Genomic DNA, 17,945 nt, shown 5'->3' with positions numbered 1-17,945 from the left:
GTTACTTTTTGAAGAAATATAACTTTTTCGGTCTGCCACCTATCATTTCGTAAATAAAAAAGCCAATTACCAAGATGTATTCAACGGCCAACAACCACAAATTCTCCTTGTAGTCGGGATTGGAATAGGCATAATAACTCAAAATGATGGTACAGGACCACACCAAAGGGAACCTGTAATCGGTAAAGATGGCAAAGCCTAACAAGAACACCACGTACCACGGATGAACGGTGCTGGAAAGGAAATAGTAACAGGCCAGGGCAAACATCATGGAGGTAATGACACTTTCCAGTTTTTGGTTTTTTCTTAAGAAAGCAAACAACAACACAATTACAATGATGGCCTTTGTAAGCATGGAGCCGTAGGCATCGATAAGTTCCCAAGGTTTGGCTTTGTAATAGGCAACGGCAATCTTTTTTACCACATTGTACATGCTGGCGTTAAACTCAAAATTGGAGAACCATAAACCGACTGTTTCCGCATAATTATCGATAAAAACAGGAGTGTAAAAGGGAAGTAGCAAGGCGGCACACCCCAATATTACCAGTGTATAAAAAACGGCACTCTTTTTAAATCCATAATATTTTATGAAGAGGGGCAAAAAGAGGATAGGCATCAATTTTACCATTATGGAAATGGCGTATACGGGTGTGGCCCACAACCACTTGTTTTTTGAAATGAGGTATAAGGCCCACATAAAAAAGAAGAGCATTACGCCTTCAAAATGTAGGTTACCTGTTAGTTCTATAATGACCAATGGATTCAAAAAATACCAAAACGCCATGTGGTTGGCCTTGTTGAGGTTTTGCAATAGCTTCCTTCCAAAATAAAGTACTCCCAAGTCTGCTGCGATTACTGTCAAACGCATGGCAACCATGGAACCCATCACACTTCCTCCCCCTAAAATTGATGCGAGTGCAAACAAAAATTGATTAACTGGCGGATAGTTGCTGTAATGCCTTGCGTTAAGATTGCTCATGCCTTCATGGAGCTCATTCATAGTGGCAAAGATTACCGTACCCTGCTCCATAATTTGGTCGGGGGTGTACAAGTATGGATTGATACCGTTTTTGATGAGTTCGCCATCCCAAATAAAACGATAGAAGTCTTGGGAAAGATTGGGCTCGGCAATCAGGAACACCAACCGAAACAGAATTCCTATGACCAAGAGGAACTTAAAGTTCCATTTTTCGAATTGGATGAGTTTGTAACACAGAAAAAATAGTGCTCCAAAGAGCATGAACAACTTGACAAAGTCGGTACGCACCAAGTTGTAAGCGAAACTCCAGTAAAATAAAATACAGGTGACAGCAAATAATATCGGGTATCTGTGCAGTCGCCAATAAGATTGCATAGTGGTGGGTTATGCCTTGGAAGTTATGGATTTAAAGAATACAAAACCAAAACCTAGGAACAACATCAAGTGAAAAGGGAACAATCCGTAGTCGTTCAATGGTATGGCGCTGTACATTCCAAAAAGGAAATAAATCATCAGGGCAAATTCCAAAATCATGTTGGGCGACAATTTGTTGGTCAAATACTTATTGCCTTTCCAAGTATCCTTAATACTATTGATGTTGAATTTTGGGGTTCTTACAAATTCGCTGCGCTTGCCCAAATGTCCTTCCAAAACAGCTACGGTATTGTGCAATGAGAAGCCCAATGCCACGGAGAAGAAAGTAAAGAATAGTTTAATATAGTCCACAAAATTATCAAAACTACTGCCCTGAATACTCTTGTAGGTAAACCAGTAGCAGACAAACAAGATAATGGTGCTTAGGATGAAGAAGCTGGTTACTTCAAATACCCAACCTAAATGTCCGTAGGTATTTTTGATGTAGAGCATGGGAATGCTCAGCAAAGCCACGAGGAACACGCAAAGGAACATGGAGCTGTTCAACAAGTGCATTACCCCATGGAACTTGGTTTTGAAGGGTATGTTTTTGGCCGTAATGACGCTCCAAACCGTTTTTCTAAAATTTTCGGCCCCACCTTTGTTCCAGCGGAACTGTTGAGAGCGCGCTGCACTGATTACCACGGGAAGCTCGGCCGGCGTTTCCACGTCTTCCAAATACTTGAACTTCCAGTTTTTCAATTGGGCGCGGTAGCTCAAATCCAAATCTTCGGTAAGGGTATCACCTTCCCAGTTACCAGCATCAAAAATGCACTCTTTTCTCCAAATACCTGCGGTGCCGTTAAAGTTGATGAAGTGTCCTTTCGAATTTCTTCCTACTTGCTCTAGGGTAAAGTGGGCATCCAAAGCAAAGGCCTGGATACGGGTAAGGGTAGAGTAATCTCGATTGATGTGTCCCCAACGGGTCTGCACCACACCGATTTCTTCATCCTTAAAATATGGAACGGTTTTTTTAAGCCAATCGGCCTCGGGAAGAAAGTCTGCGTCAAAAATGGCAATAAAATCACCTTTGGCTATTTCCAGTCCTTCTTTAAGGGCTCCTGCTTTAAAACCTTGTCTGTTTTCCCGTCTTATGTGTTGAATGTCCAATCCCGCTTTTTGAAGCTCTTCGATCCTTCGGGCGGTCTCATTGACGGAATCATCGGTGGAGTCGTCCAATACCTGGATTTCCAATTTACTCTTGGGATATTCTATTTTGGCGATGTTGTCCAACAAACGTTCCATTACATATTCCTCGTTATAAATTGGAAGTTGAATGGTTACGAATGGAATTTCCTTGGGGTCGAGCAGGTTGAATTTTGGGGCTTCTTCGTTTCGCTTTTTATAGCCGAGATAATTGACCAAAAGATTTAATTGAGCAAGACTATAGAAGAAAATCAAAAGTAAGGCGAAACTATAAATAGCAATGATGATGTAAGCGATAGCGAGTCCCATTATTTTAAACTGTATTTAAAGATCCAACCCAATATTTTTATGCCCGCAAATATAGTACCTTTTACCGTACCTGATACTTTTGATACACCAATTCTTCGTTTGTAACGCACTGGTACTTCGATATATGACATTTTTTTTCGTAAAATTTTCAATTGCATTTCCACTGTCCAGCCATAAGTGGTGTCCTGCATTTTTAATTCTTTGAGCTTTTCATATTTTATCGCCCTAAAAGGTCCTAAATCCGTAAATTTTGACCTGAAAAACAATCGCATTAAGAATGTGGCCAATTGGTTCCCAAAAACCTGCTGTGGGGTCATGGAACCAGGTTCACGAAGTGATTTTTTTCGCGCTCCGACCACAAAATCAATGTCATTTTCCAAAATTGGGGCGACAATCTTATCCAATTCCTCTGGATAATCTGAATAGTCTCCGTCGATAAATACGATAATGTGGGGTGTTTTGGATCGCTCGGATATATAATTTAATCCTTTTAAACAGGCAAACCCATAGCCCTTGCGGTTTTCAGTGATTACGGTTGCTCCCGCTTTTTTAGCATTTGCCACGGTATCGTCCTGGGAACCATTGTCCACAACCACAATTTCAGATACGTGATCGGGGATTTCTGAAACTACTAAACCAATGGAATCTCCTTCATTGATTGCTGGGATAATGACTTTGATATCCGCCATTGGCTGGGAATAAATTTTAGTTAGTATTTAAGTGGCAAAACTAAAATTTTCATTGGATTCTCCTTTGAATTGTTTAAAAAGACTACAAAAAGGAAATTGTTTTGTAACTAGTAAAAAGTTAAAACCTTGTCCTTGTCGGTAGTCAGGTTTAATTGTAGTTACTTTAGTTTCCATCAAATTTTATGGGTCGTCCCCTCTCCAGTCTCCCCAAGGGGAGAAGTTTCCCTCCTTTGGAGAGCCTGTCCCTGACCTGTTTCGGGAGATTAAGGGAGGACCTGATACCGGATGACAAAGAATTTCATTCTTCTCTTTAAAACTATGGATTTCAAATTCATAGTGGTTTACTTTTTGTTTACAAGGGTCATTAAATCCACATCATTGCCCAATAGCACTTGATTGCTGTCAATTCTTCCTTCCAAAGGACCATTTTCCAATTTAAGGACGCCCCGCGGGCAGACTGCGGAACAGATACCACAACCTACACAACTCGACCGGACTATGTTTTCACCTTTTTGCGCATAAGCACGTACATCGATGCCCATTTCGCAATACGTGGAACAGTTGCCGCAAGAGATGCATTGTCCTCCGTTTGTGGTAATCCTGAATCGGGAGAACAATTTTTGCTGAAAACCTAGAATGGCGGCCATTGGACAACCAAACCTACACCAAACCCTGCTGCCAAAAATGGGGTAAAAGCCTGTTCCTATCACCCCGGAGAAAATACTGCCAATCAAAAAGGAGTACGATTTGCGAAGCGTTCCAGATTTGAAAAGGAAAACCTCCCCCTCACCACTAAAAAAGTGGAATCCGATCAATGCCATTATAATCACAAAATATCCGATGGCTCCGTATTGTGCATCTTTTTGAAGCTGGTCTCGTTTAAAAATCATAACCCAAGCAAAGACTAAGGTCAGCAAAACCCCTACGCCGATCAAAAAAGAGCTTTTCGTCAGCCAATAGTTGCTGGTGTCGGTTCCCAAATAGGAATAAATCACGGCGGTGGTCATCAAGGTTACAAAAACAACTACACTGTGCACCACCCAGCGTTCCACTTTCCAAGCAAATGTAGATTTGTCACTCAATTGCCTAAAAGAATCCCCAGCGGTTTCGGCCAATCCGCCACAGCCGCAGACCCAAGAACAATACCATCTTTTACCGTATTTATAAGTGAGAATTGGAGTGATAACGAAGATGGATAGGATGGCAAAAATCAACAAGGCAAAACCTATTTCACCAGAACTTAAAAACATTTTGATGCGGTACCCTTCAAAATTATAATAGTTGAGGGGCCAAATATTTTTCAAGTCAAAATAAGGGAGGCTTCCACCGTTCAAAACTTCATGTCCATTTAAACGGGCCATCAATTCTGGGATAATGAACGCGAAGGCAGTTTGAAAAAACATTACACTCCAAGTGCGCAGTCTCTCGTATCGGTTGTGACGGTATTTCCAAAGGAACTTTATGCCAAAAGCTAAAATGGCAACTGTGTAGAGGGTTCCGTAAACAAACCATTGACTGGCAGGATTACCGCTCAAAAATTTGCTAAGGGGGTCAAAAAGGGCAATGACTCCTTTGTTGTCTCCATCACTTACCAAACCCAGATATTCGGGATAAAAATAGAGCACAATGTAAAAACCTGTCAAGGCCAAACCAGAAACCCAACCCCATAAACCTCGACTGGAAATGGATTTGAACCAAACGCCATCGTTTTTAATTCCTGGGAGCTTGTTGGAGTAGGCGTCCCACGAAAACCAAATGGTTCCTAGTGCAATGGCTGAAAGCGATAGTGTTAACCACAAACTTTTGTTCGGAAAGTTTAGGTTGAAAACGGCCAATAACAGAATGCCCAATCCTGACAATCCCAAAAGGGTAGCGATTTTTTGGTTGATGCTCAAGCTTTTTGGTGGTTCCCCGGTCAGGGCCATACTTGGACTATGTGATTGATTGTTCATAGTTTGTTGTTCCTTTGTGTTGATAAACTTTTTATTAAAACGTAAACCAATCAACCCAATTGGAAGATGCGTTTTAGGTTTTTCTTTTTCAGTTTGATGGATTTTCCAAAATCGGTATTGTACTTCGACACAATTTGAGATTCAAAATTTTTATAAAATTCCGGATCAAAATTAGCATCTTCGAGATGCTGCATTACGTAATCGACATTTCTTTTTTCGTTGAGCCAACGGTCAAACACTTCGTGCCGTAAACGGATACCAAAGGTGTTGATGCCCAAAAGTGTTTCGGAATCTCTATCAAAAGCTATGGTGATACAGATTTTTTCGTTGGGATGTCTCCAGTGAAAATGCACTTCCGATTCTTTTTTCTTTTTTTCAGGAAATACCCAACCGTAGGTTTGGTATTCGATATCCAGAAACTTGGCCGAGTTGAACCAGTGTCCGGGATTGTACTCCATTCGGTTCCCGCAAATGGTCTGGGCAAGGACTTCTCCCATCATCCGTCCTGTGTACCAAACGGCTTCAACGGTTCGGCGGTTGCCAATGGCTTCGTGCTGTTCGGCACAATCTCCAATGGCATACACATCTTTTACGTTGGTTTCCAGATAACGATTTACTTTAACACCACGGTCGAGTTCAATGCCGGAATCGTGTAAAAAATCAATGTTAGGGGTAACTCCTGCGGTCAATCCAACTAGATTGCACTCGATTTCTTCCTTCGTTTCTTCAATCACAACAGATTTTACCCTCCCGTTTTCATCTGCAACAATTTCTTTGAGAGAGGCACCCAAACGCAGGTCGATATGATGTTCCCGAATATGCTCGTTGATCATTTCAGATTCACCTTGGGGAAGCACTCCGTTCCAAAAACTGGTTTCGCGTACCAAAAAAGTAACTGGAATATCACGTGTTCGAAGCATTTCGGCCAATTCAATGCCAATTAGGCCCCCTCCGACAATTACAGCGCGTTTACATACTTTATTGTTGGGGGCGTTTACTTCCAAAAGCTCCAAGTCTTGTTTGGAGTAAAGACCTTGGACCCCGTCCAACTCTTGACCGGGCCATCCAAATTTGTTGGGTTTGGAGCCTGTAGCAATGATTAGTTTATCGTAGTTGAGGTCTGGTGAACCATCAATCTGCAACTTTTTTTCTTGGGTATTGATCTCGGTGACGTATCCCTTCACCAAATCAACCCTGTTCTTCTTCCAAAAGTGGTTTTCGTAGGGTTGGGTATGTTCAAACTTCATGTGGCCCATGTACACATACATTAAGGCGGTCCTTGAAAAAAAATACTCGGATTCGGCGGAAACAATAGTGATTTTTTTGTCGGATAGTTTTCGGATGTGCCTTGCGGCGGTAACACCGGCTATTCCATTTCCAATAATAACAATGTGTTCCATGGGTTGGGTTTGATTGTATTTATGTGTCGAGTCTTACGGGAATAACTTAACAGTGAAATGAAATTTAATAAGAATTTGGCAGCTAAATGATGTTTTAAAATTATTATTTTAGAGGGTTTCACAATTCTTATGAAGAAGGTAGTTCTATTATGGGTCTTTATTTTTGCTTCTTGCAGTAGTGGCAAATTAGCCAAAGTCAACGGTGTCAGTTTTGTGTCGTCCCGGGAAGAAGTGGCGCAACACCACATAGATCCTGTCCTTAATGTCCAAGCTAATTATGCGGCCATTATGCCTTTTGGCTTTATTCGTGATTTAGATTCGCCCGAATTGGTTTTTGACTCGGACCACCAATGGTATGGGGAGCGGAGGGAAGGAGCCAAACAGTATATTGAAAAAATGCATCAAAACGGGATAAACGTGATGGTAAAGCCTCAAATCTGGATCCACAGGGGTGAATTTACAGGTAATATGAAGATGCCTACGGAGGAGGACTGGAAGAAACTCGAAGCATCATACGAAAAATTTATCTTGCTATATGCTGCATTGGCCGAAGAAACACAGAGTGATATTTTTTGCATAGGAACGGAGTTGAAAACCTTCATAAACGAGCGACCTGAGTTTTGGAAGAGCCTTATCCAAAAAGTAAAAAGGGTGTACCACGGTGAGCTTACCTATGCCGCCAACTGGGACGAGTATGCGAAAACTCCGTTTTGGTCGCAGTTGGATTATATTGGGGTCAACGCCTACTTTCCATTGTGCCAAAAGGAAAACCCTACCATTGAAACATTGACCGAGGGCTGGCAACCGTGGAAAGCCAAAATGCGGGAACTGGCTGCACAAGAGGATAAACCAATACTTTTTACGGAATTTGGGTACCGAAGCATGGACTTTACCGGCAAAAAACCTTGGTTGGTGGACCGAAACCAAATGGATGTAAACCTTAAGGCTCAAGCAGATGCTACACAGGTTATCTTTGATGAATTTTGGAACGAGGATTGGTTTGCCGGCGGCTTTGTTTGGAAGTGGTTTATGCAGCACGATCAGGTAGGGGGACACGAGGATAACCGGTTTACTCCCCAAAACAAACCTGCCGAATCTGTAATCAGAAGACAGTTTGCAAATGTAAAAGAATCCAGCCTTCAGGATCAATAAATTAATTTGTCCGAAATTTTGGGCTATTTCGTAACCGAGCTACGTGTTTTTTTGCCATATTTGCAATACATCCCACCCAAATACATACAGTAATGAAATCACGATTATCCCTTCTTTTTTGGGTTTGGGCCTGTACATTCATTTTTGGACAGGAAAGTACATACTACAAGGTGGTTGCAGAACAAGGAGACGGTATTTTTTCCCTGCTTCGCAAACAGGGATTGGACCCAGCCAAACACTACGGAGAATTTCTGGAACTCAATTCGGACAAGATAAAAAAAGGAAGCGCGCTAAAACTGGGTGAGGAATACAAAATTCCCTATGCCGATGATTCTTTTAAGAAGACCGGAGTAATGGTCGAAGCCATGGCAGATGCGGAAGAACCGATTTTTGATAAGGAACTTGCCCAAATGTCCCTTAAAAGTGATAAACTCAAAGATGCCGTTTATTATTTAATCACTGAAAACAGTACGGATAAGGACAAAAGTTTCGCAAAGGATGTTAGCCAACGCTTGGCGGCAGAGTTAATGGTGCATGGAGCAAAGGTCTACATAATGGGGGAAGATGCTTCCTGCAATGTGTTGAAAGATAATGTATCCGATGATAACCCAATGGGTAACTATATCAAAGTAATCAATAAGCGTTACTTGCAGAACACAGGTAAATATCAACGCGTGCTTATTATTCGTTCCAAAAATATTACGGAAAGTAGCAACATGAGCGTTGCCGTTTATCATTACAACAAAAGCACCCAAGGGCAACGTTTTGCACAAAACCTTCAAAATGTGTTTAAGGAAAAAAGTATTTCCAGTAGATCTTCCAATGAAGCCAGCCTGATTTTCAAAGATTTGAATAGTTTGTATTTGGCAAGAAACATGCTGCCGGCCATTAGTTTACTTACTATTGAAAGTGGATCCAATACATCGGCCAGCAAGATTTCCCTCAAACCCAACAAAAAAGAATTTGCAAACTTAATCAGTGATGGCATTATGAATGATTACGTTGATTTAGAATTTGAGAATTAACATGAAACCTTTTCAGTTTACTTTTTTACTTATCCTTTTGCTTCAAGGAGCAATATGGGCCCAAGAGGAATCCCCAAAAGTTGTTGCGCAAGAAGGAGATGGCATCTATTCACTTTTGCGGAGACATGGCGTGAGCCCAACAAAGCATTACAACAAGTTTGTGACGTTGAACGCAGAAGATTTGGGGGAGGATGAATCGTTGTTTATGGGACGTTCCTATGTATTGCCGGATACTTTGGCAACGAAGAAGGTGGAGGAGCTTGATCACGGAATTACTTACCCCATTTTTGGAGATGATTTTAAAAAAGTTGATGCCGTAAGCAAACGCTTGGACAATACAGTCTATTATTTAATTTCAGGACACGGAGGGCCAGACCCGGGCGCTGTGGAAAAGTACCGTGGTAAATTAATTTCCGAAGATGAATACGCATACGATGTAACACTTAGATTGGCCCGAGAATTATTGTCACACGGCGCAGAAGTGCACATTATTGTGCAGGATGAAAATGATGGTATCAGGGATGAAAGGCTTCTTGGGCTGGATACGGACGAAACAGTGCTATCCAATAGCATTCCCCTAGATCAACTAGAACGTTTAAAACAGCGTAGCGAGGCGGTCAATAGGCTGTACCTGAAGAATTCGGGGAAATATCAACGCTTATTGGTTACCCATGTGGATAGTCGAGGCGAGGGTACCAATATTGATGTGTTCTTTTACCATCACGAAAAAAGCAAAAACGGTAAAAAACTGGCTGAGAGTATCCACCAGACCTTTTTGGGAAAGTACAAAAAATTTCAGCCCAATCGATTGTACAATGGCACTTTTATGGAACGTAGTAGTTTATACGTTGTGAAAAATACGCTTCCGGCCATGGCTTACATCGAGATAGGGAACATTAGGAGCAAAAAGGACCAGCGTAGGATTCTAAACCCAGATAACAGGCAGGCTTTGGCCAATTGGATTTCCGAAGGAATTCTATTGGATTATGAATCTTCCAAGACAGAAATTTCAAAATAACCCTTAACAACACCCGCCCCCATTATAATGCCAAGTACTTTCACTAACATGGATTTCATCTGAAGCATTGGCCAAGGCCCCTGCGGTTTTATCGCATACCGCCAAAGGTTGGTTTTGGAGCAGCACATGGCCCTTTCCGTCATCAAAATATTCCTTATCACCGTAGTAGATGGCCGTTTTTCCCGTGAACATACATGGGCCATCTTCTGGCATGGGGTCTTTAATGGCGGCTATCTCAATGGATTCAATATGGATGAGCTCGTCCGTTGGGTAGTGGTTGGGCGATAATACCCTGTACGACCTTCTGCCCCTGATTTCTATAGTGCCAAACCCGGCATCGGTCAAAACCTTTACGTAATCTTTTAATGGAATGCTTCCGCTGAGGCATTGCGCCCTTAATCTATCATCGTTTCGGAGTTCCTCGCTCATGCGTTGCTCGCAAATGGGGTCGCTCATCACCAATCTTCCGTGTGGCTTTAATACGCGGTACATTTCGGAAACCGCTTTTTTCAAGTCTTCTATCTTAAAAATATTGAAGAGGCAGTTTTGTGCGGCCACGTCAATACTTTCATCTTCCACAGGTAGGTTTAAGGCATTCCCTTTTACCAAGTTTACATACTCACTGTTGAACCAATCGTTCTCGGCTCCAGCAATTTTAAAGTTTTTTCTAGAAGCTTCCAGCATTTCATCCACGGAATCCACTCCGGTAACCCCGCCTTTTTGTCTGGAAAAATAGGAGAATTGGAGCAGTTCCATTCCACCACCTACACCTACGTAAAGAATTTTGGGATTGTTTACCAAGTCCTGGGCAGATACCGTGCTGCCACAACCATAGTTCATTTCTTGCATGATTTTGGGTATGGAAAGCCCTGGAAATTGCCATATTGGGTTTGTGGTGCAGCATAGCCCTACATCTGGAGTTAGGGCTGCTTCTTTATACAGGTCTTGGGTCGCTTCTAAATAGCTCATAGTTCTTTGATTAATTCTTTAAACAGCTTGATCATTTTTGGCTCCGTTTGTCCGGCAATTTCCAAAATCTCCTGAACATCAACCGGTTTCAGGTTATCTGGATCACATTCATCTGTTAAAACGGAAACCGCTACAATAGGTAGTCGTAAATGATTGGCCACAATTACTTCGGGAACGGTGCTCATACCTACGGCATCGGCTCCCATAATTTTGAGCATGCGGTATTCAGCCTTGGTTTCCAGTTGCGGGCCTACTACCGAAGCGTACACCCCTTTTTGCAGGGAAATATTTTCCCGGGATGCTATGGCTTCAATTTTTTTGCGCATTTCCACATCGTAGGGTTCGCTCATATCCACAAATCGGTTGCCAAATTCAGATACATTTTTGAACGCCAAGGGAGAACCTCCTTGCAGATTGATATGGTCTTCGATCAACATAATATCCCCTTTTTTAAAGTCGAGGTTGATGGCTCCCGCGGCATTGGACACAAAGAGATTTTTTATGCCTAACTGATGCATCACCCTAATGGGATAGGTGATATCCAAGAAATCGTAGCCTTCGTATAAATGGAAGCGCCCCTGCATTACCACTGCTTTTTTGCCCTCTATGGTTCCGTAGATCAGTTTGCCTGTGTGGAACTCAACAGTTGCCAAAGGAAAATAGGGTATGTGGTTGTAATGGGCTTCGATGGGATCTTCAATGCTATCTATGAGCTGTCCTAGACCGGTTCCCAGTACAATGCCTATTTCCGGGGTCTCGAACCCTCGTTTTTTTAAGTATTCAACCGATTCGTCAACTTGTTTTAGTGTCATTCGCTTATATGTTTTAAAAATGGCTCAAAGGCCTCAATATCTTTAATGTCTTCGTAGTGATCAACGTCATTTTTTTCGTCCAAAAGGGCGATTTTTTCTGATTTTAAATCCGATAGGGTATCGGAAAGAACGGTATCTGTGCCCCAAGCTTTGTTTTGGAACAGTTCAACCTTTAAATATTTCATTCCCAAAAGATAATATCCGCCATCTTCGGCAGGCCCCACAACATAGTTGTGACCTTTAAATTTTGAGAAAGCCTCTTCCAAACCGGACTGGTTTAGGTGGAACATGTCGCTTCCAATAACAATGATGTTTTCAAAACCGGCACGGAACCCTTCCCTAAAGGCGTTCATCATGCGTTCACCCAAATCTTTTCCTTTCTGAAGCTTTTTTTGGTACAGCTTGTTGTCCCAAATGTCATCTTCCCAAATACTTTCGGAATAATACACCCATTTTTCAACTTTCAAATCCTTGGTAAACGATACGGTTTTGTCCAACAAAAACTTGTAAATATCCAAAGCCACTTTGTCGCCTACCTTGGTCGCCAAGCGGGTCTTACATTTACCAAGTTCGGGGTTTCGGGTCAGGATTAAAAGTAGGTTTTTGCTCAACTTATTTAGATTTAGTTGGGGTTTGCAAAACGCTGTTTAAAGATAGGTAGATTTTTGGTTTCATTCCTTTCATGAAAAGGGGAATTATTTTTTTGAATATAACGGTGATTGTCCTTCAAAATGGTATATGAAGCATGTAAAGCGGGAGATATAATTTGTTTATCTTGAAAAAGAATTTTAACCCAAGGTGATGTTAAGACTAATTATTAGCTGTATAGTGGTGGTTGCACTTGTCTCTTGCAAGGAAAAAAGGGAAGAAGTGGCAAATCAAACGGAAAAAGAATCATGGTACAAGGAGGAATATCGTCCGCAATTCCACTTTTCACCAAAGGAAAAATGGATGAACGACCCCAATGGTTTGGTCTTTAACCAAGGGGTTTACCATCTTTTTTACCAATATTACCCAGAGGATATTGTTTGGGGGCCCATGCATTGGGGACACGCGGTAAGTGAGGACTTGGTACATTGGAAGCACAAGCCCATTGCGCTTTACCCGGATGAACACGGCTATATTTTTTCTGGAAGTGCAGTTGTGGACAAGAAAAACACATCGGGTTTTGGAGAAAATGGGGAAGCTCCTTTGGTAGCCATATTTACATACCATTCCAAGGAAGGAGAAGAGGCTGGTAGAATGGATTTTCAAACACAGGGTATTGCTTATAGTTTGGACAATGGGGATACTTGGAATAAATATGAAGGCAATCCTATAATACCAAATGATGGCATTAAAGATTTTAGGGACCCCAAAGTATTTTGGCACGAGCCGTCACAAAGTTGGATTTTGACCTTGGTTGCCGGTGATCATGCCAAATTTTATACATCTAAAAACTTAAAGGATTGGGACTATTTGAGCGATTTTGGTAAATCGCAGGGGGCTCATGGCGGGGTATGGGAATGTCCTGATCTTTTTCCATTGCAAGTAGATGGTTCCGAGAAAGAAAAGTGGGTGCTGATCATAAGTATAAACCCCGGAGCGCCCAATGGCGGTAGTGGAACCCAATATTTTGTTGGGGATTTTGATGGTAAGGTCTTTACTTCCGATCAAAAAGAGCCTAAATGGTTGGACCATGGCACGGATAATTATGCAGGGGTAACTTATAACAATGTTCCAGAAAACAGTCGATTTTTTATTGGTTGGATGAGCAACTGGAACTATGCCCAGGACACACCGACCAAAAAATGGCGAAGCGCAATGACGGTACCCCGAAAATTGTCGTTGCACAAAGTTGCGGATGATTACTTTTTGGCCAATTACCCAATTGACAAAATAAGTGATTTGACGAATTCAACACTGGTCAATGAGGTTGGGGTAGCGGCCAATACATCGGATACCTTGCAGGTAGAAGGGCTCAATCAATCAGAGATTCGGTTTAGGACGGCCGCTAAAAAGTTCAAGCTATTATTTAAAAACGAATTGGATGAGGTACTTGTATTGAGCATGGATTCTGAGAACCGGATTTTTTCGGTAGATAGGGCCTTATCGGGTAAGGTTGATTTTCAGGAAGACTTTGGAGCCAAAAAGCATGTAGCACCTTTAAACGGTATAGCGGGAGATGTAAAAGAGTTCAAAATATTAATGGATTGGTCGTCCATGGAATTGTTTGTGGACAAGGGGATGCTTGCCATGACTGAACAAATATTTCCAACAAGCCCTTACAATACCTTAATTATTGTAAATGAGGATAAACAGGCTCCCATTGCAATTGAATCCATAAAGAAGATGGAATCGATTTGGTAAGGATAAACGATATTGGTTCATTTACAAGGAAATAGTATATGTCCAGCTCTAGTTATTGTAAGGGATGTGAGCAACTTAAAAGAACGAGTAAAACTGGAATTTGGCACTTCTTTCAAGAATGGAATAGAAAAAAAGGGGCGCCTGAATAGGAGCCCCACGAAGACACATTACTAACTATACTGGGTATTTTGATTGATGTGCTAGTGTTTATATAGCTAACTAATGTAAAGGTAGATACTGCTTAAAAGAGAGTAGACGGATAGTGCAATTACAGCGTACCAAAAAAGGTATCCTAGCTTTGCTTCTATAGTGTTCATTTTTTCTGAGTGTTTATTTAGTTGAGTTAAAACTACACTCCTAAATTATCTAAAACACAACCAACTGCAACCCATATTTTTATTGGTTGCAGTAATTAAGACATAATTGGTCGCAAAACTTATGTAAATGGAAAAAGTGTTCCTTGTGGGACAGGAATGAGCTAGCGAATAAGGTTTTATTTTCTGAAATTCAGTTGTTTATGACTTTGTGGAAAGTGGGAGGGCAAAAGTTTTGGGAAGGATATTCGTTTTTGGAAGTACAAATATCCTTCCACAAAAGGATTATAATTATAGTAATTAAACTAAAGGAGAACCTTTAAGTCTTTTTTCTATTTTACGCTTCTTAGCTGTAATGTTCTTCATGGTTTCCATTAATTTGGAATCCTTGGTTTTTTTGTAGATCTCGTTAATGGAAAGAATTAAGCTCTTTGCTTCCCTTGAGGCCTTAACCCTATCGCTGGTGGACATGTGGCTCATGGGCCTTTTTTCAAACTCTTCCGCCTTTTCTAGTAACTCGTGGGTCATTTTTTGTTTTTAAAATTATTCGTAATCGGCTAAATATAAGAGTTAGTTTGATATTTTTTGCCTATGGAACCATTTGATTTTCATATTTATGAAAAGATTAAGAAGTTGAATCCAATAAGTCCTATTGAAATCTAAAAAAATAACGGTATTGGGTTAATCTCACTTCTATCCATTTGATAATCTGTCCATCCTCTAATTGTAAGTTAAATTTGGGACAAGGTGTTTTGTGCTATTTTCAATGTTAAATTAATGTAACTTAAACGTAAAGTACGTATTATTTGAGCTATTTTTGTATGAAAACGAGGCTTGAAGATTATCTGGAAAAAAGTATCGGGCAAAAGTAAATTGAACCATCTGCATATTGTTAATTTGGAATATGCTGTACGGCTACAAGTTGTAAGAATCCTTATCAATGAGGCAGAACACCTTATGGATTATCTTTCCTTGGTCGTAATTGAGGTCAACTCATCCAGTGGGCATGTTTCCGTACACGAAGAAACTCCAGAGCCTCTTTTTTCCAAAATTGCCAATAACTTTGTGCAGCCCGAAACCCAAAAAGCTTCTAGAGTATCGCCATCCTTGGAGGCAACAATAAATCTTTAAGATCATTTGAGTCAATCTAAAAATGGATTGAGTAAATTGGATTGTAGCTATGTAGGTATATTTGATTCTATAAGTTACCCAATATGGCAATCATAGGAAATATTATAAAGGGCGTTATCGAAGCACGAGATGCTCTCAGCAAGGCAACAAGCCCAGTCGAGGAGCAGAAAAAAGTCCTTATAGAATTATTGGACCAGGCGAAGGATACGCAGTTTGGTAAGCAATATGATTTTGCTACCATATTAAAATCCGATGACCCCCAAAAGACTTTTGCAGAAGCTGTACCCTATCATGATTATAACAAGATCACCGATGAATGGTGGAACAAGACCATTGAGGGCAAACCTGACATTACCTGGCCGGGGAGTCCTGATTTTTTTGCACTATCATCCGGTACTACGGGAAAAAACCCAAAAAGAATACCGGTTACCAAAGATATGTTGGATTCCATTACCCGCGCAGGCAGGCACCAGGTGTTTGCCATGAGCAATTTTGATATGCCCGCAGATTTTTTTGAGAAGGAAATTATGATGTTGGGGAGTTCCACCAATCTACAGGAGCGCGGCGGTAAAAAGGAGGGTGAAATTAGCGGAATAAGTGCCAGTAACATTCCATTTTGGTTTAAAAAATACTATAAACCTGGAGATGAAATCGCCAAAATAGACGATTGGGACGAGCGTGTCCTTTCCATAGCAAAAAATGCCAAAAATTGGGATATTGGAGCACTTAGTGGAATCCCTTCATGGATGGAGCTAATGCTCAAAAAGGTTATAGATTATCATAATGTGGACAATATTCACGAGATATGGCCCAATTTGCAGGCCTACACCTCCGGAGGGGTTGCCTTTGATCCCTACGAGAAAAGTTTTAATGCCTTGTTGGACCATCCCATACAAATTATTGATACCTATTTGGCTTCCGAAGGATTCTTTGCCTGCCAAAATCGACCAGGGACATCGGCGATGAAACTCATAACAGATAATGGTATCTATTTTGAGTTTGTGCCCTTTGAACCGGAATATGTGAATCAGGATGGTTCGTTGACCGATAATGCTCCGTCCATAACCTTAGAGGATGTTGAAAAGGATAAAGACTATGTTCTGATTATATCCACCGTATCTGGAGCGTGGCGTTATATTATTGGAGATACCATCGCTTTTACCGATGTGAAACGTGCTGAAATAAAAATTACGGGGCGTACCAAGTTTTTTTTGAACACCGTAGGCTCTCAACTTTCCTTGAACAAACTGAACGATGCCGTTAAACATTTGGAAAAGGAACTGAACATAAAAGTTCCCGAATACACACTTTGTGCCAAACGTTTTGATGATGGCTTCTACCACTCCTGGTATTTGGGGTCCGATAAAAGTTTGGATGAAGAAAAAACAGCAACTGTTCTGGATAACTACCTAAAAGAGGCCAATAAAAACTATAAAGTGGCCCGAAGCAAGGCTTTGGAAGGTGTAAAAGTGAATTTTGTGCCCCAACAAATATTTACCGATTGGAACGGGGCCAACAAGAAAAAGGGCGGTCAGGTAAAAATGGAACGGGTAATGGGCGAGGATCGCTTTAAGGAATGGGAGGATTTTATATCCAAACAATCATAAGAGGTTGTTTTTAATGGAGTCTTGCTCCTTTACCATTTCCATAATTTCATCAGGAGAGAGGTAATATTGCTTTATCCTTGTTTTGTAGGTTTCATCAATTTGGGAATGGTTGAGAATAAACCGTTTGGTCTTCAAAATATATTCGGACATACCCCGAGATACCGCAAACGAATCCGCAGCACGTTCCGCTTTTTTTACAAATTCCTTCAAGAGCACATAGCGAATTCCAAAACCAATAAGGTTAAGGTTGCCCCGCTCTTGGTAGTCCATAACATGGCCGAGTTCGTGGCCTATCCATCCAATTAAAACATCTTTGGGAACATCTGCCGTTTTAAATTCTTCCCCGGATATTTTAAACTTTTCACTGATCAAAATTACATAGCTGCGCTTGTTTTTGGATTTAAGAAGGCCGCTCCATGTGGGTTGGGCTTGCATCACCGATTTTTTAATGTTTTTTTTAAACTTGAACTCAATGGGAATGCCCTTAAGTTCTGGAAAATACTGCAAGGCAATTTTAACCTCTTGTTTTATTCTGTCCGGAATTGTGTTTTTGGGTTCTTTCAAAATAACGATAACTAAAAATACGGCTATGAGTAGTAGAAAAAGTAGCTTTAGTTTTCTTTTCAAGATTAAAGGGTTAAAAAAAACAGGTCTAAAAAGTATTGACACGGCGTTCTGA

Annotated in this window: 16 protein-coding genes; 6 read left to right on the top strand and 10 right to left on the bottom strand. The window is 41.0% G+C overall.

What is annotated here, in order from left to right:
* Position 1: 1 nt before the first annotated feature.
* The 5 genes from mptB to AC13CC_RS10700 all read right to left on the bottom strand — a co-directional run bounded on the left by mptB (position 2) and on the right by AC13CC_RS10700 (position 6,889).
* On the bottom strand, positions 2 to 1,354 hold the full coding sequence (mptB, locus tag AC13CC_RS10720) for a polyprenol phosphomannose-dependent alpha 1,6 mannosyltransferase MptB (RefSeq protein ID WP_482876770.1): 1,353 nt from the start codon (positions 1,352 to 1,354) through the stop codon (positions 2 to 4).
* 9 nt (positions 1,355 to 1,363) lie between these two features.
* Positions 1,364 to 2,848 (bottom strand): cellulose synthase family protein, encoded by a 1,485-nt coding sequence (locus AC13CC_RS10715; RefSeq protein WP_482876769.1) that lies wholly within the window; start codon positions 2,846 to 2,848, stop codon positions 1,364 to 1,366.
* Positions 2,848 to 3,537 carry a glycosyltransferase family 2 protein gene (locus AC13CC_RS10710; RefSeq protein WP_482876768.1) on the bottom strand — a complete coding sequence of 230 codons (690 nt, stop codon included), beginning with the start codon at positions 3,535 to 3,537 and terminating at the stop codon, positions 2,848 to 2,850. Before AC13CC_RS10710 ends, AC13CC_RS10715 begins: the two co-directional genes overlap by 1 nt.
* Positions 3,538 to 3,878: 341 nt before the next feature.
* Entirely contained in the window at positions 3,879 to 5,489 is a 1,611-nt protein-coding gene (locus AC13CC_RS10705) for a 4Fe-4S binding protein (protein ID WP_482876767.1), read from the bottom strand.
* Between the two features lie 50 nt (positions 5,490 to 5,539).
* Complete coding sequence (locus tag AC13CC_RS10700; protein WP_482876766.1) at positions 5,540 to 6,889, bottom strand: NAD(P)/FAD-dependent oxidoreductase; 1,350 nt, start codon at positions 6,887 to 6,889, stop codon at positions 5,540 to 5,542.
* Positions 6,890 to 7,018: 129 nt separating this feature from the next.
* Here AC13CC_RS10700 and AC13CC_RS10695 point away from each other — a divergent pair, with 129 nt between their 5' ends.
* The 3 genes from AC13CC_RS10695 (at position 7,019) to AC13CC_RS10685 (ending at position 10,084) form a co-directional block, all read left to right on the top strand.
* Positions 7,019 to 8,041 carry a glycoside hydrolase family 113 gene (locus AC13CC_RS10695; RefSeq protein ID WP_482876765.1) on the top strand — a complete coding sequence of 341 codons (1,023 nt, stop codon included), beginning with the start codon at positions 7,019 to 7,021 and terminating at the stop codon, positions 8,039 to 8,041.
* A 92-nt stretch (positions 8,042 to 8,133) separates the two neighbouring features.
* The gene (locus AC13CC_RS10690) at positions 8,134 to 9,066 is read left to right on the top strand and encodes a hypothetical protein (protein WP_482876764.1); all 933 of its coding nucleotides are present in this window, start codon (positions 8,134 to 8,136) and stop codon (positions 9,064 to 9,066) included.
* 1 nt (position 9,067) lies between these two features.
* Positions 9,068 to 10,084, top strand: coding sequence for an N-acetylmuramoyl-L-alanine amidase family protein (locus AC13CC_RS10685; RefSeq protein WP_482876763.1), 1,017 nt, complete (start codon positions 9,068 to 9,070; stop codon positions 10,082 to 10,084).
* Positions 10,085 to 10,087: 3 nt separating this feature from the next.
* On the opposite strand, the gene arsM is transcribed toward AC13CC_RS10685, so the two are convergent.
* From arsM to AC13CC_RS10670, 3 genes are read right to left on the bottom strand one after another with little or no spacing between them, the layout of a single operon-like run.
* Complete coding sequence (gene arsM / locus AC13CC_RS10680; protein ID WP_482876762.1) at positions 10,088 to 11,053, bottom strand: arsenosugar biosynthesis arsenite methyltransferase ArsM; 966 nt, start codon at positions 11,051 to 11,053, stop codon at positions 10,088 to 10,090.
* Positions 11,050 to 11,865: a purine-nucleoside phosphorylase gene (locus tag AC13CC_RS10675; RefSeq protein ID WP_482876761.1), complete on the bottom strand. Its 816-nt coding sequence runs from the start codon at positions 11,863 to 11,865 to the stop codon at positions 11,050 to 11,052. The genes arsM and AC13CC_RS10675 overlap by 4 nt, the downstream gene beginning before the upstream one ends.
* A complete protein-coding gene (locus AC13CC_RS10670; RefSeq protein ID WP_482876760.1) occupies positions 11,862 to 12,476 on the bottom strand; it encodes a TIGR04282 family arsenosugar biosynthesis glycosyltransferase in 615 nt (204 codons plus the stop codon). Before AC13CC_RS10670 ends, AC13CC_RS10675 begins: the two co-directional genes overlap by 4 nt.
* 190 nt (positions 12,477 to 12,666) lie before the next feature.
* Here AC13CC_RS10670 and AC13CC_RS10665 point away from each other — a divergent pair, with 190 nt between their 5' ends.
* Positions 12,667 to 14,214: a glycoside hydrolase family 32 protein gene (locus AC13CC_RS10665; RefSeq protein WP_482876759.1), complete on the top strand. Its 1,548-nt coding sequence runs from the start codon at positions 12,667 to 12,669 to the stop codon at positions 14,212 to 14,214.
* Between the two features lie 614 nt (positions 14,215 to 14,828).
* Here AC13CC_RS10665 and AC13CC_RS10660 read toward each other — a convergent pair.
* Positions 14,829 to 15,056, bottom strand: a complete 228-nt coding sequence (locus AC13CC_RS10660; RefSeq protein ID WP_014032240.1) for a hypothetical protein — start codon at positions 15,054 to 15,056, stop codon at positions 14,829 to 14,831.
* A 306-nt stretch (positions 15,057 to 15,362) separates the two neighbouring features.
* Between AC13CC_RS10660 and AC13CC_RS10655 the strand changes: the two genes are divergently transcribed.
* Both AC13CC_RS10655 and AC13CC_RS10650 read left to right on the top strand, forming a co-directional pair.
* Positions 15,363 to 15,659, top strand: a complete 297-nt coding sequence (locus AC13CC_RS10655; RefSeq protein WP_482876758.1) for a hypothetical protein — start codon at positions 15,363 to 15,365, stop codon at positions 15,657 to 15,659.
* 83 nt (positions 15,660 to 15,742) lie between these two features.
* On the top strand, positions 15,743 to 17,266 hold the full coding sequence (locus AC13CC_RS10650) for a GH3 family acyl-acid amido synthetase (protein ID WP_482876757.1): 1,524 nt from the start codon (positions 15,743 to 15,745) through the stop codon (positions 17,264 to 17,266).
* On the opposite strand, the gene AC13CC_RS10645 is transcribed toward AC13CC_RS10650, so the two are convergent.
* Positions 17,261 to 17,893, bottom strand: coding sequence for a hypothetical protein (locus AC13CC_RS10645; RefSeq protein WP_326277592.1), 633 nt, complete (start codon positions 17,891 to 17,893; stop codon positions 17,261 to 17,263). The genes AC13CC_RS10650 and AC13CC_RS10645 overlap by 6 nt on opposite strands.
* Positions 17,894 to 17,945 lie beyond the last annotated feature (52 nt).

This window comes from Flagellimonas sp. L-11 (genome assembly GCF_056857735.1).
Note: the sequence above shows the minus strand (reverse complement) of the source record. Positions and strands in the feature narration are given on the sequence as shown.